Origin of the sequence: Devosia beringensis (genome assembly GCF_014926585.1) — a bacterium.
GTDB lineage: Bacteria > Pseudomonadota > Alphaproteobacteria > Rhizobiales > Devosiaceae > Devosia > Devosia beringensis.
This window is the reverse complement of sequence record NZ_CP045422.1, coordinates 967,744-986,273: the sequence shown is the minus strand read 5'-3', so window position 1 is coordinate 986,273 and position 18,530 is coordinate 967,744. Positions and strand designations below refer to the sequence as shown.

Annotated in this window: 17 protein-coding genes; 9 read left to right on the top strand and 8 right to left on the bottom strand. The window is 62.7% G+C overall.

Annotation, left to right across the window (positions count from 1 at the left end; genetic code table 11):
* Nucleotides 1–81: 81 nt before the first annotated feature.
* Nucleotides 82–1,089: an endonuclease/exonuclease/phosphatase family protein gene (locus GDR53_RS04835; RefSeq protein WP_232846732.1), complete on the bottom strand. Its 1,008-nt coding sequence runs from the start codon at nucleotides 1,087–1,089 to the stop codon at nucleotides 82–84.
* Between the two features lie 162 nt (nucleotides 1,090–1,251).
* Between GDR53_RS04835 and GDR53_RS04830 the strand changes: the two genes are divergently transcribed.
* Complete coding sequence (locus GDR53_RS04830; RefSeq protein WP_193336960.1) at nucleotides 1,252–2,022, top strand: SDR family NAD(P)-dependent oxidoreductase; 771 nt, start codon at nucleotides 1,252–1,254, stop codon at nucleotides 2,020–2,022.
* A gap of 99 nt (nucleotides 2,023–2,121) precedes the next feature.
* Entirely contained in the window at nucleotides 2,122–2,787 is a 666-nt protein-coding gene (locus GDR53_RS04825) for an OmpA family protein (RefSeq protein WP_193336959.1), read from the top strand.
* A 73-nt stretch (nucleotides 2,788–2,860) separates the two neighbouring features.
* Here the strand turns inward: GDR53_RS04825 and GDR53_RS04820 are convergent, their stop codons facing one another.
* The gene (locus GDR53_RS04820; RefSeq protein WP_193336958.1) at nucleotides 2,861–3,193 is read right to left on the bottom strand and encodes a hypothetical protein; all 333 of its coding nucleotides are present in this window, start codon (nucleotides 3,191–3,193) and stop codon (nucleotides 2,861–2,863) included.
* A gap of 240 nt (nucleotides 3,194–3,433) precedes the next feature.
* On the opposite strand from GDR53_RS04820, the gene GDR53_RS04815 reads away from it, so the two are divergent.
* Nucleotides 3,434–3,820, top strand: coding sequence for a PRC-barrel domain-containing protein (locus GDR53_RS04815; protein ID WP_193336957.1), 387 nt, complete (start codon nucleotides 3,434–3,436; stop codon nucleotides 3,818–3,820).
* Between the two features lie 133 nt (nucleotides 3,821–3,953).
* Here the strand turns inward: GDR53_RS04815 and GDR53_RS04810 are convergent, their stop codons facing one another.
* From GDR53_RS04810 to GDR53_RS04800, 3 genes are read right to left on the bottom strand one after another with little or no spacing between them, the layout of a single operon-like run.
* Complete coding sequence (locus GDR53_RS04810; protein WP_193336956.1) at nucleotides 3,954–7,082, bottom strand: efflux RND transporter permease subunit; 3,129 nt, start codon at nucleotides 7,080–7,082, stop codon at nucleotides 3,954–3,956.
* A 3-nt stretch (nucleotides 7,083–7,085) separates the two neighbouring features.
* Entirely contained in the window at nucleotides 7,086–8,279 is a 1,194-nt protein-coding gene (locus GDR53_RS04805; protein WP_193336955.1) for an efflux RND transporter periplasmic adaptor subunit, read from the bottom strand.
* A complete protein-coding gene (locus GDR53_RS04800) occupies nucleotides 8,276–8,743 on the bottom strand; it encodes a GbsR/MarR family transcriptional regulator (RefSeq protein ID WP_193336954.1) in 468 nt (155 codons plus the stop codon). The genes GDR53_RS04805 and GDR53_RS04800 overlap by 4 nt, the downstream gene beginning before the upstream one ends.
* Before the next feature lie 247 nt (nucleotides 8,744–8,990).
* On the opposite strand from GDR53_RS04800, the gene GDR53_RS04795 reads away from it, so the two are divergent.
* From GDR53_RS04795 to GDR53_RS04770, 6 genes are all read left to right on the top strand, one after another.
* Nucleotides 8,991–9,257, top strand: coding sequence for a hypothetical protein (locus GDR53_RS04795; RefSeq protein WP_193336953.1), 267 nt, complete (start codon nucleotides 8,991–8,993; stop codon nucleotides 9,255–9,257).
* Nucleotides 9,258–9,425: 168 nt separating this feature from the next.
* The gene (locus GDR53_RS04790) at nucleotides 9,426–10,094 is read left to right on the top strand and encodes a response regulator transcription factor (protein WP_193336952.1); all 669 of its coding nucleotides are present in this window, start codon (nucleotides 9,426–9,428) and stop codon (nucleotides 10,092–10,094) included.
* Nucleotides 10,091–11,425, top strand: a complete 1,335-nt coding sequence (locus GDR53_RS04785; RefSeq protein WP_193336951.1) for a sensor histidine kinase — start codon at nucleotides 10,091–10,093, stop codon at nucleotides 11,423–11,425. The genes GDR53_RS04790 and GDR53_RS04785 overlap by 4 nt, the downstream gene beginning before the upstream one ends.
* A gap of 258 nt (nucleotides 11,426–11,683) precedes the next feature.
* Entirely contained in the window at nucleotides 11,684–13,411 is a 1,728-nt protein-coding gene (locus GDR53_RS04780; protein WP_193336950.1) for a CocE/NonD family hydrolase, read from the top strand.
* A gap of 98 nt (nucleotides 13,412–13,509) precedes the next feature.
* Entirely contained in the window at nucleotides 13,510–13,788 is a 279-nt protein-coding gene (locus tag GDR53_RS19905; protein WP_193337973.1) for a zinc-binding dehydrogenase, read from the top strand.
* A 94-nt stretch (nucleotides 13,789–13,882) separates the two neighbouring features.
* Entirely contained in the window at nucleotides 13,883–15,025 is a 1,143-nt protein-coding gene (locus GDR53_RS04770; RefSeq protein WP_193336949.1) for an amidohydrolase family protein, read from the top strand.
* A gap of 324 nt (nucleotides 15,026–15,349) precedes the next feature.
* Here GDR53_RS04770 and GDR53_RS04765 read toward each other — a convergent pair whose 3' ends face one another.
* The 3 genes from GDR53_RS04765 to GDR53_RS04755 form a co-directional block, all read right to left on the bottom strand.
* The gene (locus GDR53_RS04765) at nucleotides 15,350–16,663 is read right to left on the bottom strand and encodes a TRAP transporter large permease (RefSeq protein WP_193336948.1); all 1,314 of its coding nucleotides are present in this window, start codon (nucleotides 16,661–16,663) and stop codon (nucleotides 15,350–15,352) included.
* A 1-nt stretch (nucleotide 16,664) separates the two neighbouring features.
* Nucleotides 16,665–17,243, bottom strand: a complete 579-nt coding sequence (locus tag GDR53_RS04760; RefSeq protein ID WP_193336947.1) for a TRAP transporter small permease subunit — start codon at nucleotides 17,241–17,243, stop codon at nucleotides 16,665–16,667.
* Between the two features lie 82 nt (nucleotides 17,244–17,325).
* A complete protein-coding gene (locus GDR53_RS04755; RefSeq protein ID WP_193336946.1) occupies nucleotides 17,326–18,351 on the bottom strand; it encodes a TRAP transporter substrate-binding protein in 1,026 nt (341 codons plus the stop codon).
* Between the last annotated feature and the right edge of the window lie 179 nt (nucleotides 18,352–18,530).

The following is an 18,530-nucleotide window of genomic DNA, read 5'->3' as shown; positions in this document are numbered from 1 at the left end:
CAAATCAACGCAGCGCAACATGAGATTCATTCTAATCTGGCAGACCTGTTCCGACAATGCGTCAAACGCGCCCGCCCCGGGCTAGCGCTCGAACCCGCCAATGGTCGCCACCACCATGTCATGGTCCGACAGCACCTCGCCATCCGGCGCCACAGCCGGCACAATGCGGCTTTCGCTGACCACCACCCCTCGGGTGAGGAACCAGTCGAGCTTATAGCCGGTCTTGGGGGCGCGGCTGAGGCGGCTGGTTCGCGTCGTCATTTGGTCGAGCGCCCCGCTGTGGCGTTCAAAGCCGTGGCGCGCCGCGAGCGCGAACAGCGTCTCCTGCTCGAAATCGCCAGCATGGCCGACGCCGGTATTGAGATCGCCGCCGATAACCACTGGCATGGTGCCCGCCATCTTCTCGACAGCTGCGATCAGGCCTGCCATCTGCTGTTCTCGATAGTCGGCCTTGGCCGCACTCTCCAGATGCACGGAAACCAGGTAGAGCGGACCGGCGGTCGTCATTGCCACAGCAGCAATGGCACAGCGCGTGCCAATCCGATGTGCCGGGCTGTCGGGCCTGAACCAGTGACCATGCGCCTCAAGCCGGATCATCACAGGCGCCTGCAATCCGGTGCGGGCCAGCAGCGCATTGCCGTGGAAACCATGCAGGTTGACGTCATCGGTGCAGAACTGCAGCTCCATGGCGTCGCCGAGTTCCAGTTCGAGGAACTCCACGCCAAATGCATGCCCCATGTCCAGCAGTCCGGCAATCTCGGCAGCGGTGTGGCGCTGTCCCGTACGCGCCATGCCATTATCGACTTCCGACAGCAGGGCGATGTCGGCGCCTTCGCGGGCCAGCAGCGCGGCGGAAGCCTCAACCGCGTAGCACCGTTCCAGGTTCCAGGTGGCGATGGTGAGCGGGAAGCTCAAGGGCTCAAGCAAGGCGCTTGCTGGCGCTTCAACCCGCTGCAGGCAGTCGAGGCCGGCAAGGGCCGCGGCATGATTGGCCTCATTCCGCTCCAGCGCCAGCAGCGCGGCGCGTTCATCCTGGCTTGGGCCGCGCAGCGGCATGGGTTGGGCAGGTTTGACCGCATCGAGCGACATGACAATCTCCAGAACATAGGCTGCGCAGCGCCTAGCCTTCAGCCCTGTCGCTACCATGACAGCACGGTGACAAGGTCATGACAGGTGGCGGCCTTTGCCGGGCCCCGCTTGCCCGCGAGGCCGCCACCGCGCTAAGCCCTGTCCAGCCAGAGGAGATCGCCCATGCCCGTCTTTGCCACCTATCCCAGCCTTGCCGGCATGCCGGTGGTGATTTCGGGCGGTGCCACGGGCATCGGTGCGGCTTTGGTGCGCAACTTCGCCGCCCAGGGCGCCAGGGTCGGCTTTGTCGATATCGCCGCCGCGGAGGGCAATGCCCTGGCGGCAGAGCTGAACGGGCTTGGCCAGACGGCACGTTTCATCGCCTGCGACATCACCGATACCACCGCCTATCAGGCCGCCATCGCCGACCTGGCCGCGGCCCATGGCGATGCTCTCGTGCTGGTCAACAATGCTGCCCACGATCAACGCCATGACTGGGCGGAGGTGACCCCCGCCGACTGGGACAGCCGCATGGCGGTCAACCTCAAGCACGCCTTTTTCGCCATTCAGGCCGTCGCTCCCGGCATGATCCGCGCCGGCAAGGGCGCCATCATCAATACCGGCTCGATCAGCTGGATGATCATGTCGCCATCGCTGCCCATCTACGAAACGGCCAAGGCCGCCACCCACGGGCTCAGCCGCGCCATGGCCCGCGAGCTGGGGCGCTCCGGCATTCGCGTCAATTCGCTGGTGCCCGGCGCCGTCATCACCGAGCGCCAGCTCAAGCTTTGGCTCGATGACGCTGCCCTCAAGAGCATCGAAGCCAGCCAGGCGCTGGCCGGCCATGTCTATCCCGATGACGTGGCGCGCATGGCCCTGTTTCTGGCGGCCGATGATAGCGCCATGATTTCGGGCCAGCAGTTCCTGGTTGATGGCGGCTGGGCCAGCGCCTGATCCGTTCATCTACTGTTCAGCCTCTTTCGTTCATCACCATCCTGCCGTATTGAGGAGGCACCTACAGGCCACCAACCGAATCCTTCAGGGGGATAGTCTATGAAGTCGAAGATCTTGGTCGCGCTGCTCGCGACACTGGCGCTGAGCGCCTGCACCACCACCAATCCGTATACCGGCGAGTCCCAGCTTTCCAACACCAGCGGCGGCGCGCTGATCGGTGCCGGCGGCGGTGCCCTGGCCGGCGCACTCGTCGGCGTTGCCACGGGTGGCGACCCGCGCGTTGGCGCGCTGATCGGCGCCGGCGTTGGCGGCCTGACGGGCGCCGGCATCGGCTCCTATATGGACCAGCAGGAAGCCGAGCTGCGCGCACAGCTGCAGGGTACCGGCGTATCGGTGACCCGTATCGGCCAGAACATCATCCTCAACATGCCGTCCAACATCACCTTCGCCACCGATGAATCCATGGTGCAGCCCCAGTTCAATTCGACCCTGGTCTCGGTCGCTTTGGTGCTCAAGAAGTTCGACAAGTCGATCATCGATGTCTATGGCCACACCGATAGCCAGGGCGACGATGCCTACAATCTCGGCCTCAGCCAGCGCCGCGCCGTTTCGGTTGCCACGGCCCTCGCCAATCAGGGCATTGACCAGCGCCGCTTCTATATCGAAGGCAAGGGCGAGACGAGCCCGATTGCCTCCAACGCGACCGAGCAGGGCCGCGCCCAGAACCGTCGCGTCGAGATACAGATCGCGCCCATCAACGGCTGATCGCGCCGCCGCTGGAAACACAAAAGGCGCGTCCCGCGGGGCGCGCCTTTTTTTTCTGCAAAGGGCGTTTGGACTATTGCGCCGGAACCACCGGCTCCTGGACCGGCACGGCTGGGTCGGTCGCCGGGGCGACGACGCTTTCCGACGTGGGCGTGCCGGGCTGCACATCGGTGCCCGGCGCGCCGGAAAATACCTGCATCAGCAGGATGATGGCGATGACCACGGCCAGCGCGCCAATGCCATAGAGCCACCAATTGGTCGGGCCGGTGGCGCCGACCGTATCGTCATGCTCCCCCGCCACCTTGAGTGTGGAATCGACGGGCACGTCGAGCCGCGCGCCATTTTCGTCGACCAGAAAATCGACATTGGCGACCTTGGGGCCCGGCTCCTGGGGTGCTGTTGCCATCAGATATCTCCCTTGACTATGTGTCGTCAGCGACACGGTCCTGCGCATCGTCGCAGGATGGCGACAGCTGCAACAGGAGAACGCTCCGCGGACGGCGCAGTTCCGAATTGCCCCTGCCAGACCACCGCATTGCCCCTTGGGTTCCCGCCGGATTGGCCCTTTTCGATCACATTTCTTTGGATGGAACTGTGTCCGTCCGGGTCACGTTAGCCCTTCACATCCAACCAAAGGAGTTTGCCAATGGCTTACGATGACAACCGCACCCAGGACGCCAGCGTCAAGGAAACCCATGACCTGATCGCCTCCGACAAGGTCGAAGGCACCAAGGTCTATGACCCGCGCGGTGAGCATATTGGCTCGATCGAGCGCCTGCTGATTGAAAAGCGCAGCGGCAAGGTCTCCTATGCCGTGCTCAGCTTCGGCGGCTTTCTCGGCATTGGCGACGAGCATTATCCGCTCCCCTGGTCCAAGCTCAGCTATGACGAAAGCCTGGGCGGCTACCAGGTTGACGTGAGCAAGGAACAGGTCGAAGGCGCGCCCAAATACGACAATGACGACGATTACTGGACCCCGGAAAACGGCCGTCGCGTCTACGACTATTACGGTGTTGCCCCGTACTGGATCTAGCGCTTCAGACTTGGCGATCGGGCCCCTACAGGGGCTCGATCCACCCATAAAGCCGGCGCCCATCGGGCGCCGGCTTTGTCTTTCGTGCATCTATCGGATTTGCTTGGCTGGGTCGCGCCCGGCGAACCCCAGTTCACTCCGCCGGCACGTGCGCCTCATCGTGTGGCGCTTTGGGCAGGAACCGCCGGGTAAAGGCGCTGAAGCTGTCGATATAGGTCAGCAGCACCGGCACCACCAGCAGCGTCAGCGCCGTCGAGCTGATCAGCCCGCCGATCACCGCATGCGCCATGGGCGCGTTCTGCCCGCTGCCTTCATGCAGGCTCAGGGCCAGCGGCAGCATGCCGAAGATCATCGCCAGCGTTGTCATGATGATGGGCCGGAACCGCGTCGTTCCCGCTTCCACCAGCGCCTCGTAGAGGTTCATGCCGCCGCGTACATGCTGGTTGGCATTGTCCACCAGCAGGATGGCGTTCTTGACCACCAGACCCATCAGCATGATGAAGCCGATCGCCGAGAACATGTTGAGCGTCGAGCCACCGATCAGCAGCCCCACCATCACCCCGATCAGCGCCAGGGGCAGCGAGCCCATGATGGCGATGGGCTGCAGGAAGCTGCCGAACTGGCTGGCCAGCACCAGGTAGATGAAGATCACCGCCAGCAGCAGCGCCGAACCGATGGCGCCCATCGTCTCGGCAATCTGCTCGACCTCGCCGCCAAACGAACTGCGATAGCCCACCGGAAAGGTGATGCTTTCGACCGCGGCCTGCAGCTGCGGCGTCACCGTGCCCAGTTCGACGCCCTCGAGATAGGCTTCCACCGTCACCCCGCGCTGCAGATCCTGCCGGTTGATCGTGGCCGGCCCGGTGCTTTCGACAATGTCGGCCACCTGCGACAGGGTCACAATGCCGGTTGAGCCGCTGGCGCCGGACTGGGCAATCGGCAGATTGCCGATGGCATCGACATCGTTGCGCAGGTTTTCCGGCAGCCGCACCACCACCGAATAGATCTGCCCATTGGGCGCGGTCCAGTCGGCGACGTCCTCCCCGCTGACCAGCGGCGACAGCGTGTCGGCGACCTGGGCCAGCGAAATGCCCAGCGCATTGGCCAGGTCGCGGTTGGCATTGACGCCCACCACCGGCTGCGCCTCGTCAAGGCTCGAGGTGATATTGATCAACCCTTCGATCCCCGCCATTTCGGCGGTGAGCTGGTCAGCCAGCCTTTCGAGCGTATCAAAGCTGTCGCCATAGATGGTGATCGAAACCGGGGCGCTGGTCTGGCCCAGGCCAGATGCCGCCGAGACTTGGAAATTGGCGCCGGGCACCGCGTCGAGCAGGCGCCGGATCTCCGGCATCAGCTCGACCGGCGTGATGTCGCGCTCGGCCTTGTCCACCAGCGTTACCGTCATCGAGCCCGAATTGGCGCCGGAAGCGGCCAGGCCCCCCGCCACCGTGGAATAGGTGGTCTCGACCACCGGCATCGCCCGGATCAGCCGTTCCGCCTGCCGCAGCTTGGCTGCGGTATAGTCCTGGCTCGACCCGGCCGGGGTCTCCACCGAAACGGTGAAATTGCCATTGTCGGTTGCCGGAATGAACTCGACGCCAACCTGGGGGAACAGCGCCAAGGCGCCCACCAGCGAGGCCAGCGCGATCAGCAGCACGGTCTTGCGGAACTTGAGGCCCCAGCGGATCAGGTGGCGGTAGCCGCCGGTGATCCACTCGAACAGCCGGTCGAACTGCGCCACGGCCCGGCCGACCGGGCCGCGTTTGGCATTGGGCTGCGAGGCCGGATCATACCACACACTCGACAGCATCGGGTCGAGCGTGAAGGCCACGAACAGCGAGATCAGCACCGCCACCGAAACGGTCACCCCGAACTGCAGGAAGAACCGCCCCATGATCCCGTCCATGAAGGCGACGGGCAGGAACACCGCGACGATGGACAGCGTCGTCGCCATCACCGCAAGGCCGATTTCATTGGTGCCGTCGAACGCCGCCTGGCGGTGGCTCTTGCCCATATTGAGGTGGCGCGTGATGTTCTCCCGCACCACGATGGCGTCGTCGATCAGGATGCCCACCGCCAGTGACAGCGCCAGCAGCGTCATCATGTTGAGGGTAAAGCCCAGAAAGCTCAGCGCCACCATGGTGCCGATGATCGAGATGGGCAGCGTCAGCCCGGTGATCACCGTCGAGCGCCAGGAATTGAGGAACAGAAAGACGATGACGACGGCCAGCAGCGCGCCCTCGATCATCATGTTCTGCACGGCGTGGAAGCTGTCCTCTACCGGCTGGGCATTGTCGACCACGACCTGGATGGAGACCGCGCCGTCGGGCAACTCATTGGCCAGCAGATCGTCGATGGTGTCGCGAATGGCTTCCGCAACGCCCACCGTATTGGCACCCTGGGTCTTCAGAATATCGACCGCCAGCGCCCGCTCGCCATTCAGAATGGCCAGGCTCGCCGCCTCCCCGGTGCCGTCCTCGATGGTGGCGACATCGCGCAGCGTCACCGGCTGGCCGCCCTGATTGCCCACGATGATGTCGTAGAAGTCGTCCTGGTCCTCCAGCCGGCCCAGCACCTGGATCGATTGCACGGTGCTTTCCTGGGTGATCGCGCCGGCCGCCAGGTCCTGGTTGGCGGCACGCAGCGCCTGGGTGACGGCGCTCGGGCTGATATTGAAGGCAGTCAGGCGATCGGGATCGATCTGGATATTGAGCTGGCGCGGCACCCCGCCCACCACCGTGGCGCTGCCCACGCCGCTGATATTGGAAAGGCGCGTGACGATGAGGTCTTCGGTCAGCGCTGTCAGGTCGCGGTCCGACAGCGTGCTCGAGCTGACCGCCAGCGACAGGATAGGCAGGGCGCTGGGATCAAAGCGCAGCACCCGCGGATCGCCGGCCCCGTCGGGCAGCAGCGCACCAACCGGGTCGATCTTGTCGCGCACTTCCTGCGCCATCTGCTGGGAGTCCTGCTCGAGATCAAAGATCATCAGCACCAGAGCCTGGCCGGCCTGGGCTGTCGACTGGATCGTGTCGAGCCCGGCAATGGTATTGACCGCGTCCTCGATGGGCTGGACCACATCGGCCTCGACCGCCTCGGGCGAGGCGCCCGGATAGCTCACCACCACCGCGACCACGGGGAAATCGACGTCCGGCATCGATTCGATCGGCAGCCGCTGATACGAATAGACACCGAAAACCATGATGGCCACCATGATCATGGTGGCAAAGACGGGATGATTGACGCTGATACGGGTCAGGAACATGGCTCAATCCTCCACGCGTTCATAGGCGTCGCCATCGGCCAGCTCGCTCAGCGGCGCAGTGACGATCACGTCCCCGCTCTGGAGGCCGTCAATCTCGATTATCCGGCCGCGATCCCAGGCAGCGCCAGGCTCGACGGCCCGGCGCACCAGCGTGCCATTGTCGAGCTTGAGCACGAACGTGCCCTCGGCGTCCTCGCGCAAAGCAGTGGCTGGCGCCGCCAGGGCGTCTTCGGCCTGGGCTACGGTGATCTGGCCGGTCGCGAACATGCCGCCGCGCAGCCGCCCATCGGCGTTTTCGAGCCCGATATAGATCGGGATGGTGCGCGTGCCGGTCGACGCCACCGGATTGACCCGGGTCACCGTGCCGTCAAAGCTTTGGCCATCCAGTCCGGTGACGGCGATGGATACCGCCTGGCCCGGATTGACCAGGGCGCCCGAGGTCACCGAGGCCGCAGCCTGAAATTCCATCTCGCTCAGGTTGACGATGGTGAACAGCGCCGTCCCTGCCTGGATGGTCTGGCCGGGCTCCACCGAGCGCTCGGACACCACCCCATCAAGCGGCGACAGCACCGTGGCATTGCTCAGCGCCAGTTCGGCCGTCTGCACGGCGCTCTGCAGCGCCGCATAATTGGCCTCCAGCGCCGCAGCAGCCGAGCGGGCCTGTTCCAGCGCCGAGGGCGTGGCCAGGCCCTGCCGGGTCAGTTCCTCGGTCCGTTCGAGCTGCTGGCGCGACGATTCGAGCTGGGCCCGCGTGGCATTGGCCGTGGCCTGCTGCTGGCTGAGCTGCAGCTCCAGATTGGCCCGGTCGATCTCGGCCAGCACATCGCCCACCGCAACGCTGTCGCCGGGCCGCACCGCCACGCTCAACACGCGGCCCGAGGCCTGCGAGGCGACGGCGGCCTGCTGCGCCGGCACCAATGTGCCGGTGACCTTGGCGGTCTGCGTCAGCTTCGCTGGCGTCATTTCGCTGACTTCCGAGCCCAGCAGCTGATGCACAATCGCGGTCTCGGCCACTTCCAACGGCGCGGGCGCCGGCGGCCGCGTCAGCACAAAGGCGGCGATGCCCACGATCACGAGCCCTAGCACGATCCACGGCACGATGCGGCGCTTGGGCTTGAGGCCCTCGGCCACACGCTGGGCGTTCTTCTTTTCCCGCCGGCTCTGCGCCCATTCGGGTTTGTCATGTGCCTCGGTCATGTCTTGTCCTTTTGGCTCGTCTGCTCGTCGCGCACGGCCAGCGCCCAGCGCTGAAGAAATGCAGCAGACTTCTCGTAAAATTTGCACAGCTCGGTAATGCGATCGGCAGCACCCGGCCTTTCGGCGCGGATCGGGTCGACGAAAGCCGAAATGGCATGGGCGTGCTGGGTAAACTGCTGCGCCACTTCGGCGAGCAGGTCGTCATAGGGAAACCCCACCAGCTGGTAATAATCCTGCCGATCGCCGGTACGGGTAGTCAGGCGAATGAAGCCGCGCTTGGCCAGCAACCGCGCATTGGTGCTGACACTGGCCCGGCTGACGCCCAGCTGCTCACTGATCTGCTGCAGGCTGAGTTCATGCCCCTCGATCACCAGCAGCCCGAAGATGCGTCCGGCAATCCTGGTGTCGCCGCGCTCTTGCGACATCAGGCCCATTTCTTCGACAAACCGCTCGACGGATGACACCGCAGGCTCCCGTTTCGTTCACTTCGTTCAGTATGTATTGAATGAAGTGATCGTTGTACAGCGCTCTGACGGTGTGGGGAGGCTCACAGCCTGCCGGCGCCCAAATTCTGGCTATGAGGCGCCCTGCGCGGGCTCCATTCCCAGACCTCCGAGATGTTTCTAATTATCTGTCCGACATGGCGTTTTGCAATGTTGGGACAATGGACAGGGGACAATCTGAGGGTGTTCAACAGAAAGGAACATCCCGATGAAAACTCTCTCCATAGTAACCGTTCTTGCCCTTGTCGGTCTCACTGCCGTTCCGGCTTTCGCTGCTGAAAACGAACTGGGCACCGTCCACGACAAGCCCACGATCGCCCTCGAACGCAGTTTGCGGGACCGTGGCATCGTCACCGCCGGCTTCGAGGAATGGGGTGCGCTGATCCGCGCCTGGGTACCCGATGGCAAGGGCGGCACCAGCATGGTGTTTCTCGACCCCGACACGCTGGAACCGGTAACACCGGGGCGCAGCTGATCCCCGAACGGCAGGCCGCCAGATGCCCCTTGCGGCCAAGGCGGCCTGCATGCCTGTTCAGCAGGGCCCTTTGATACCTCACCTGCTCGGTCAAGCATGTTCTGCACACCGCGCAATCCAGCCGCAATGTTTGTTGCTAGAATGGGCTGGCATTTGACAGGAATATAGATGCGCATTCTGCTGGTTGAAGACGAGAAGGACATGGCGGTGGCCCTGACGACGGCGCTGAGTCGCCATGACGTTGTCGTGGATCATGCGCCCAGTCTGGAGATCGCCGAAGAGGCCTGCCGCAGCGGCGTGCATGATGCCGTCCTGCTCGATCGCAAGCTGCCTGACGGCGATGGCCTGTCGCTGATCCCGCTGCTACGCCGCGAACGGCCGGGACTGCCCGTCATCGTACTGTCGGCGCTGGGCTCATCCGACCAGCGCATCGCCGGGCTCGATCATGGTGCCGACGACTATCTGGCCAAGCCGTTCTCCACCGATGAGTTGATGGCGCGGCTGCGCGCTGTCATGCGCCGCCCCGCCCAGATCGGGCAGAGCACGGTCAATGTCGGCCGCTTGCAGTTCAACCTGACCGAACGGCATGCCGATGTTGGCGGTGTCCCCCTGGATCTGACCCGACGGGAACTATTGGCGCTGGAAATCCTGGTGCGGCGCGCAGGCCGCACCGTGGCGCGCAGCGCGCTCGAGGAAGCGGTCTATGGCTATGACGAGGAAATCGTCTCCAATACGCTGGATTCACATATCTCCCGCCTGCGCAGCAAACTGAACGGCGCAGGCGTCGAAATTCATGCCATCCGAGGCTTGGGCTATCTGCTCAGGGCTGCCACATGAGGCCGTGGCGTTCCGGCTCGCTGCGCGCCAGGCTGGCCTGGCGCATGGTGGTGATGCAGGCACTGGTGCTGATGGCATTCACCGGCGTGGCCGCGGTGCCCATCTACCAGTTCCTCAGCGAGGATCAGCGCTTCGACGACGATATTGCCGATGACATTGCCGCCTCGGTCTATCGCACCGAGACCGGAAGTTTGGAACTTCTTGCCAACGACAATCTGCTGGAGGAAGCCGCCGCCTATCCTGGATTGTGGTTCTACGCTGTCAATGCCCAAGGCGGTTCCGTGCAGATGGGCGATGTCCCTGACGCCATCATGCCCCTGCCGGACGCCTTGGCGCGGATGACATCAGCCAATCTTGCCGGCGAAAGCGGCGAGGAGACGGTGGCGATCGTCAGGCGCCTCGATACCGATCTGGGGCGGCTCTGGATCATCACTGGCGGGGGGCCTGAAATCGGCTTCGACGCGGTCTTCGGCAATCCATTCTTTGTTGGTCTGCTGATCCTGCTGACGGTGGTTTCCTTCGTCGCCATTCCCCCGATTGTCACGCGCCAGTTGCGCGGGGTCGATGACGTGGCAGCGGAGGCGGACAGGATCGATGTCGACAGGCGCGGCTCCCGCCTGTCATCGACACATGTCCCCGACGAACTGCATTCCCTGGTCCGGGCGGTCAATGCGGCGCTGCAGCGCCTCGATGACGGCATCGAGCGCCGGCAGCGCTTTCTGGCCGATGCGGCCCATGAACTGCGCACGCCCGTTGCCATCCTCCAGACGCGCATCGAACTGCTGCCAGACGGCGCGGAACGCAGCCGGCTGATGCTTGATGTTGCGCGTCTCGCCAATCTGGCCAATCAATTGCTTGATCTGCAACGGCTGGACGCGGACCTGACGGTGTTCGGGCCGGTAAACCTGGTCGATCTGGTCGCGCAGGTCACCGCCGAGATGGCGCCGCTGGCCATAGCGGCGGGCGACGACATCGCCTTCGATGCCGAGGTGGACAGCGTCACCGTTGCCGCAGACCCGGCCTCGCTGTCGCGCGCCATCGTCAACCTGATCCAGAACGCCGTCATCCATGGCGGCCGGAACATCACGATCCGCGTCGGCGTTGGGCGAGATGGCTCGGTCCGCGTGGCCGATAGCGGCCCCGGCGTCGCCGAGGAGCATCGCCAGTCCATTTTCGAGCCTTTCAACCGCATCGTGCCGCTCGATCAAGGCGCCGGGTTGGGCCTGTCTTTGGTCAGGGAAATCGTCGAACACCACAACGGTCATATCACGGTGGGCGACGCGCCCGGCGGCGGCGCCTTGTTCGAGATCAGGCTTCCCCTCGCGGGCTAGGTTGGCCACTCCCTGGCATCGCCTCCGAGCTAGGCCGTGGACGATTTGCGCGCTGTGCTGATGCGTCATGAGCACATTCCGCAGTGGTGCAGCTTGAGCCCAGCGCCCAATGTCGACGCCTGCAGCGGCTCACCTTTGCAGACGCGCAACGGCCCGCAACCTTCACGCAATCCTGGTCTCTCATAGACAGATGCCGCGGTCCCGCCCCGACGGGCCGCCGGACTAAACGCACCTTAAATCCAACGGAGGATGAGGCGTATGCCACACGTTGATATCGAGCCCTTCGAGATAGAATTTGTAGATCGATTTGGTCAAAAGCTGAAAGCAGACGTCTACCTGCCCAAGGGTAAATCGGGTCCCGTACCGGTGCTGTTGGCAGCCTCCCCATACCAGAAATCCTTGCGCCACCTCCCGGCCCATTGGATGTTCGCATCGTCGGAATATGGACCCATTCAGCTTTATCTGGACGAGGGCTACGCCTATGTCATTCTGGACCTGCCAGGATCAGGCGTGTCAGAGGGCGAGTGGGACCCCTGGTCGATCGCCGAAGGGAACTCAACGCACGACGCCATCGAGTTTATCGCAGCCCAGGATTGGTCGACCGGCAAAATCGGCATGATCGGCCAATCCTATTTCGCCATGAGCCAATGGAATGCCGCGCGGACGCGTCCACCCCATCTGACCACGATCGTCCCCTATGACGGCGCCAATGACAACTACCGTGACTGGATGTATCACGGCGGCATACCTATCCAGGGCTTTCTGGGACAGTGGATGCTGGCGTCAGTGATGTACCAGCATTTCGCGCAAGGGCATGACGCTTTTGGCGGCGGCCGCCACAAGGTTATCCCCTCTTTGATAAACCATCCTTTCGATGATGATTGGTGGCATGAGCGCAGCCCCTATTGGGGTCTGGAAAAGGTCGACATCCCGACCTTCTCCATAGGGGTGTGGGGCAAGGGACCGCTGCATCTGCGCGGCAATTTCAACGGATATGAAAAGGTCACGGGGCCGAAGAAACTGCTGGTGGCCGAACCCGATAGTTTTGCCGGCGCACAGCGCCTGTTCGATCAAACCGATTTCCATCGGGAAGAACTGCTGCCCTGGTATGATTATCACCTCAAAGGCATCGACAATGGCGTAATGGACAAGCCCAACGTCCGGTATTTTGTGAAAAATGCCGGACGCTACGACGCGGCCGAGACTTGGCCGCCTGCCGGGGTTTCGCCGAAGACATTCTTCCTGTCGGGAGCAAAGAGCGACCTTTCCCTATCGCTCAATGATGGGACGCTGCAGCAATCCGAGCCGGGTGATGAAGCCAACTCGACCAGCTGGACCTATCCAGATCCGCTCTGGATGGCCGGCACCACGACCATCGTAAACGGTCGTCCCGATCACACCGCCCGCATCAACACCTATACGACCGCACCATTCTCGGAGGAGAATGAATTCACTGGGAACGGCGTCCTCGAAATCTTCGCGTCGTCCGACCAGACGGATTTCGAAGTCTTCTGCAAGCTCTCCCTGATGCCAAACGGCACGAACAATGCCCAGAAGGTGACCCAGGGCTGGTTGCGCGCTTCGCACAGGCACGAAGACCCGTCCTTAACTCGGCCAATGCGGCCTTTTCATACCCATGACCGGGAAGAGCGGGTGACGCCACATGATGTGGTAAAACTGCGCGTGGAATTGCTGCCGATGTCGGTGCGGGTCAAGCCCGGTGACCGGTTGCGGCTCGAACTGACGAACGCCGATTCCACGGCGTTGGACCAGCCCATGATTCACTGGTACGGGCAGAAGGTCGGCACCGATACCTACGGCATCACTCAAAACATCCCTCCTGCCTCATCCTTCCCTGCAAGATGTAGGCCGGACCAGTGTGTTGGCTACCAACGCGCACTTGTGATTGCCGCGGCGAGACAGATCGTGGCTTTGAAGCTTTGGTCTGTCTTGTCGCTTCGCGTGGCGAGCGATTTAAGTAATTGATTTATAGAATAAATCCTCAATGAGGTGTCGCCACTTGTTGTGGTCCTTATCGATGTGCAACCGCTGGCGCCCAGCTTGCAAAGCTCAGCGAGGGCAAGATCGTACCAGTTATCGATCGTGTCTTTCCACTCTCCGAAGCAGCTGAAGCGCATCGGTATCTCGATAGCCAGCAGCGGGTCGGCAAGGTCCTGCCCCATTCCCTGATTGCCCCACGAATATGCGTTTCGTTTCTTGCTCCCGCCGGATCGGACGCGTTGCGGCGCGAGCCGAGCAAAGGCTCGAGCCCGACGCCTGCAGCGGTGGGTCTATTGCAGACGAGCAGGCTTTTGCAGACGAGCAAAGGCCCACAACCTTCGCGCAATCCTGATCCGGCATAGCGAGGTACCGCCGTCGAGGTTCGAGGCGGCTTCAACAGCGGCAGGGCGATGCTCCGGCACGCCCGACGCAACACAGCATCGGAGCAGAACGGCCATGAAACCGATCGAAAAACCCCTCAAGAGCCTGGTGATGGGACGCCGCAGTTTTCTGAGCGGCGCAGCAGCACTTGGTGTTGGCGCCGGACTGTCAGCGCCCGCCATCGTCACACGCGCCGCCGCGCAGGAGATATCGGACATCGCCCTGCGCGACCAGGACCTGTCCTTCATTGGCGTGGAAGAGACCTTTTCCACCCCTGATCTGATGGCGCTGAACTCCATCAATCAGGATCACATCGATTTCCTCACGGAAATTGGCCTTGCCGATCTCGGCCAGGGTCGCATCGATCTGATGGATCAGGCGGGGCTCAACCTTGCGATCCTTTCCGCCCATACGCCGGCGGTGCAGAATGTACCAGGTCAGGCGGGCATCGATTTTGCGTACCGTCTCAACAAGGCGTTGGTTGACGGGCCCATGGCCGCTTACCCAAAGCGGTTCCAGGCCTTTGCGACCTTGCCGCTACAGAGTCCGGAGGCCGCAGCGGACGAACTGGAACGTACGGTTCGGGAAGACGGTTTCGTCGGCCTGCTGACCAATGGGCATATCGGGAAGAAATTCCTCGATCATCCCGATTTTGAGCCCGTCCTGGCGCGTGCCGAGGCCCTCAACGTGCCGATCTACCTCCATCCCGGCTATCCTACCGCCGAGGTCTTCGACGTTTATTACAAAACTACACGCCCTGAATACACGGAAGAGTACCAGGACTACATTTTCAGTGGTTCAGGATATGGCTGGCACCAGGAAGTGCTGACTCAGTGCGTCCGAATGATCATCTATGGGGTTTTCGATAGATTTCCCAAACTGCAGATCATTGTCGGCCATATGGGGGAGGGCCTTCCGTTCTATTACGAGCGCATCGTGAACGACCTGGGCGGGGCGACCGAAAACTCACTCAAGAAGCCCTTGGGGCAGTACTTCCAGGACAATTTCTGGTTTACGACCAGCGCATTTTTCCAGGATGACCTTCTCCACCTCCTGCTCCAGCACATCAGCGTGGATCGGCTGATGTTTGCAACCGACTACCCGTTTGCAGACATGAAGCAGGGAACCGACTGGTTCCGCGCCGTCAATCTGCCCCGGGAAGACAAGGAAAAGATCGCGTTCCGAAATGCCGAAAAGCTGTTCGGGATAACGGTCTGACACATCCGCGCCGGGTCGAGGGGTGCCGGTCGGTTTTGCGGGAACGGCGCCGAAGCGGAGATTACTTTGGCTGTATCGTGGCGGTACAGCCAAAGCATGCCGGATCGGTCCCCGATGCCTCTTTGCCATCCGGGGTCGGCCGCTATCGGCGAATGCGAGTTCGCCCGACTGCCCTCGATCAACGCGGCGTCCTGGTTCTGCCCATTCAAACGCGTATGATCCTAGACCGATCCCCAGCAGCACCCGCGTTTCCACGACAGGCATCGCTGCGTACGGCGTCGCACTGCGTCTTGTGGGCCTAGACAACCTGCTTGAAGCGGAGATCTAGTTCACCGCCCATGTCGCAATGGGCGGGAAGAACAGGATGATGGCCAGCACCACCAGCTGCAGGGCGATGAAGGGCAGCAGTGCCGTGTAGATGTGCTTGAGGGTGATCTCCTTGGGCGCCACGCTCTTGAGGTAGAAGGCGGCAGGGCCGAAGGGCGGCGTGAGGTAGGAGACCTGCATATTGACGGCGAAGAGGATGCCGAACCAGATCGGATCGTAGCCGAGTTGGATGACGATGGGCACGAAAATCGGCAAGGTCAGCAAAGCGATGCCAATCCAGTCCAGGAACATGCCGAGCACCAGCAGGATCAGCATCATCACCATGATGATGACCACGGGGGGCGCATCAATGCTCAGGATGGCGCTCGAGACGAAGCGGTTGCCACCCATCAGGTTGTAGACGCCGACCAGCACCGCCGCCGCGATACCGATCCAGATGATCATGCCGCAGGTTTCGAGCGTGTGGACCAGGCTGGCCTGCAGCATCTTGAAGTTGAGTTCGCGCCGCAGCAGGGAAATCAGCAGGACGGCCGAAACGCCCAAGGCAGCCGCCTCGGTGATCGAGGCGATGCCGCCATAGATCGAGCCGAGCACCACGACGACGATGAAGAGCGGCGCGGCGACCGACCGCAGAGCGCTGCCAAAGGATTCCTGGGACAGTTCCTCGCGCGACATGGGTGGCCCCATGGCCGGATTGCGCAGGCAGATGAACAGCACATAGGCCACGTAAAAGGCCAATAGCAGCAAGGCGGGGGTGATGGCGGCGACGAAGAGGTCGGCAATGGAGACGCTGGCGACCAGACCATAGATGATCAGCACGATCGAGGGCGGCATCATGGTGCCCAGCGAGCCGCCGGCGACGACGACGCCGATGGACAGGTTACGGTCATAGCCCAGGCGCAGCATCTGCGGCAGCGCCAGAATGCCCAGCAGCACGATCTCGCCGCCAATCACGCCCGACATGGCGGCCATCAGGATGGCCACGATCAGCGTCTGCACCGCCACGCCACCGGGCAGGCGACCGGCCAGAATGCGCATGCCGCGGAAAAGATCGCGCGCAATGCCGGAGCGATCCAGCAGGGCGGCCATGAGGATGAACATGGGGATGGCCACCAGCGAATATTCGGTGATGAAGCCGAAAATGCGCGAGGTCACCAGTGGCAGGGCGGCGCCGCCGAACCAGCCGAAGGTGAAGACCAGCGCGACCAGGCCGGTGACCCAGGCCAGCGGCAGGCCGGTGAGCAGCAGCAGGAATATGCTGCCGACCAAGACATAGGAGCCGAGTTCGATACCCAGAGTGCTCAGGCCCATGTCAATGCTCTCCCGTCGCATCGAAGTTGGTAGCCGGCTTGCGCCGGATGGCGGCGATGAGATGGAGCAGGGTCTGGACGAACATGACACCAACGCAGATCAGCACCAGCACCTTCAGCATGGCCGGCGTCGGCGGGTTCCAGGCGGTGCCAGTCCCTTCAAGGCGGAATTCGCCCGCCGGAGTAAAGGTCGCCTTTGACGACATGATCCACGCGGCATAGGACAGGCCCGCGAAAAAAATCAGGGCCAGGACCGAGTTGACGATATCGAGCCAGCGCCGCCCCTTGGGCGAGACGCTGTCATAGAACATGCGCACACGGATATGCTTGTCGCGCGCCAGGGCGATGGGGCCGCCGACGAGGAAGATGGCGGCGATCAGAAAGGTTGTCGTCTCATGCGCCCAGAAGGTGGGGCTGTCGAAAACATAGCGGGAAATGACCTCGAAGACAGTAACCGCGAAAGCCACGAAAATGGCCCAGGCGAGGATCCTGGTTGACCCCGCGACGACCCTGTCGAGACCTGAGCGGATTTCGGCGTCGTCGTCATCGTGCTGGACAACTATTTCGGGATCTTCGGCCATCCGGCGTCTCCTGGTGCGCGATAGAACGCCCGGCACCTGAGTGCCGGACGCGGGTCACGTTTGAACGGGGTTCGCGACTGCCCTAGAGCAGGTTGCGACCTTCGAGATAGGCGGTGACGGCATCATAATAGCGCTGGGTCATGGCGCTGCGGCCGGCCCAGTTCAGCCATTCTTCCTGCGCGATGCGCCGGAACTTGGCACGCTCGTCACCCGACCAGTTGATGATCTCGATTTCCGGGTTGGCACGGGCTTCGGCCACGGCGGCAGCGTCGAGCATTCGCACCGAATAGACGTGATCGAAGATGAACTGATCGACCGATGCGGTCAGGATGGCTTGCAGATCGGCCGGCAGGCCGTCCCAGATTTCCTTGTTCATCGAAATGTCGATCAGCGGCAGCGAGTGGAAGCCGGGATAGAGCGGATAGGGCGCGACATCGTTCATGCCCAGCGCCTGGTTGGTGGCAAAGACGGTGTTGTCGGCGGCATCGACCACGCCCTTGTCGAGGGCCGAGAAGATTTCCGAGCCCGGCAGCGCGACAGGCGCCGCACCAGCCTTGGAGAAAATCTCGAAGACCATGCCTTCGGGGGCGCGCAGCTTGACGCCCTTCAGATCTTCCACGGTGCGGATCGGCACGCCGGCCACGAAGGCTTCTGGCTCGGTCGCTGCGGCGCCGATGAAGTGCACGCCATAGGGCTCGACCAGTTCGGCATAGAGTTCATGGCCCCCGCCCGACTGCATGAAGCCAAGCAGCTCGAACGGATCGCTCCAGGCGCCAACCAGGTTGCCCATCATGGCAAAGGCCGGGTCGCGGCCCGAAAAATAGCTCGGATCGGTCAAATGGCCCTGCAAAATGCCGCTGCCGACCGCCTCAAGCGTGTCGGTATGGGGCACGACCGAGCCGATCGGCAGGATTTCGATTTCAATGCGGCCACCGGACAGCACGCCGACATTTTCGGCCCATTTGGTCTTGTTGACGAAGCCGGGTTCGCCGGCTGTCTCGGAGGTTTGGAACGTCCAGTTATAGTCGGCTGCCTGCGCGGCGCAGGACAGCGCCAGGACGGACGCTGTCAGCAGCACAAGTTTGGAAAATGCATTGGATACGATCATGGTGTCACTCCCAGGTTTGATGCTTGAGTTGTTTTTATGGGCTGGGGAGGCATCAATCTCCCTGCACTTGGGGGAAGTTGCGCATGATTTGCCGCCACAGGCAACGCTTGATGCCGCAGTTTTTGGCAGAGTGAATCGTCTGGCCGGCAGCCACCCCTTGGAGCGTGGCCCTGTCCAAT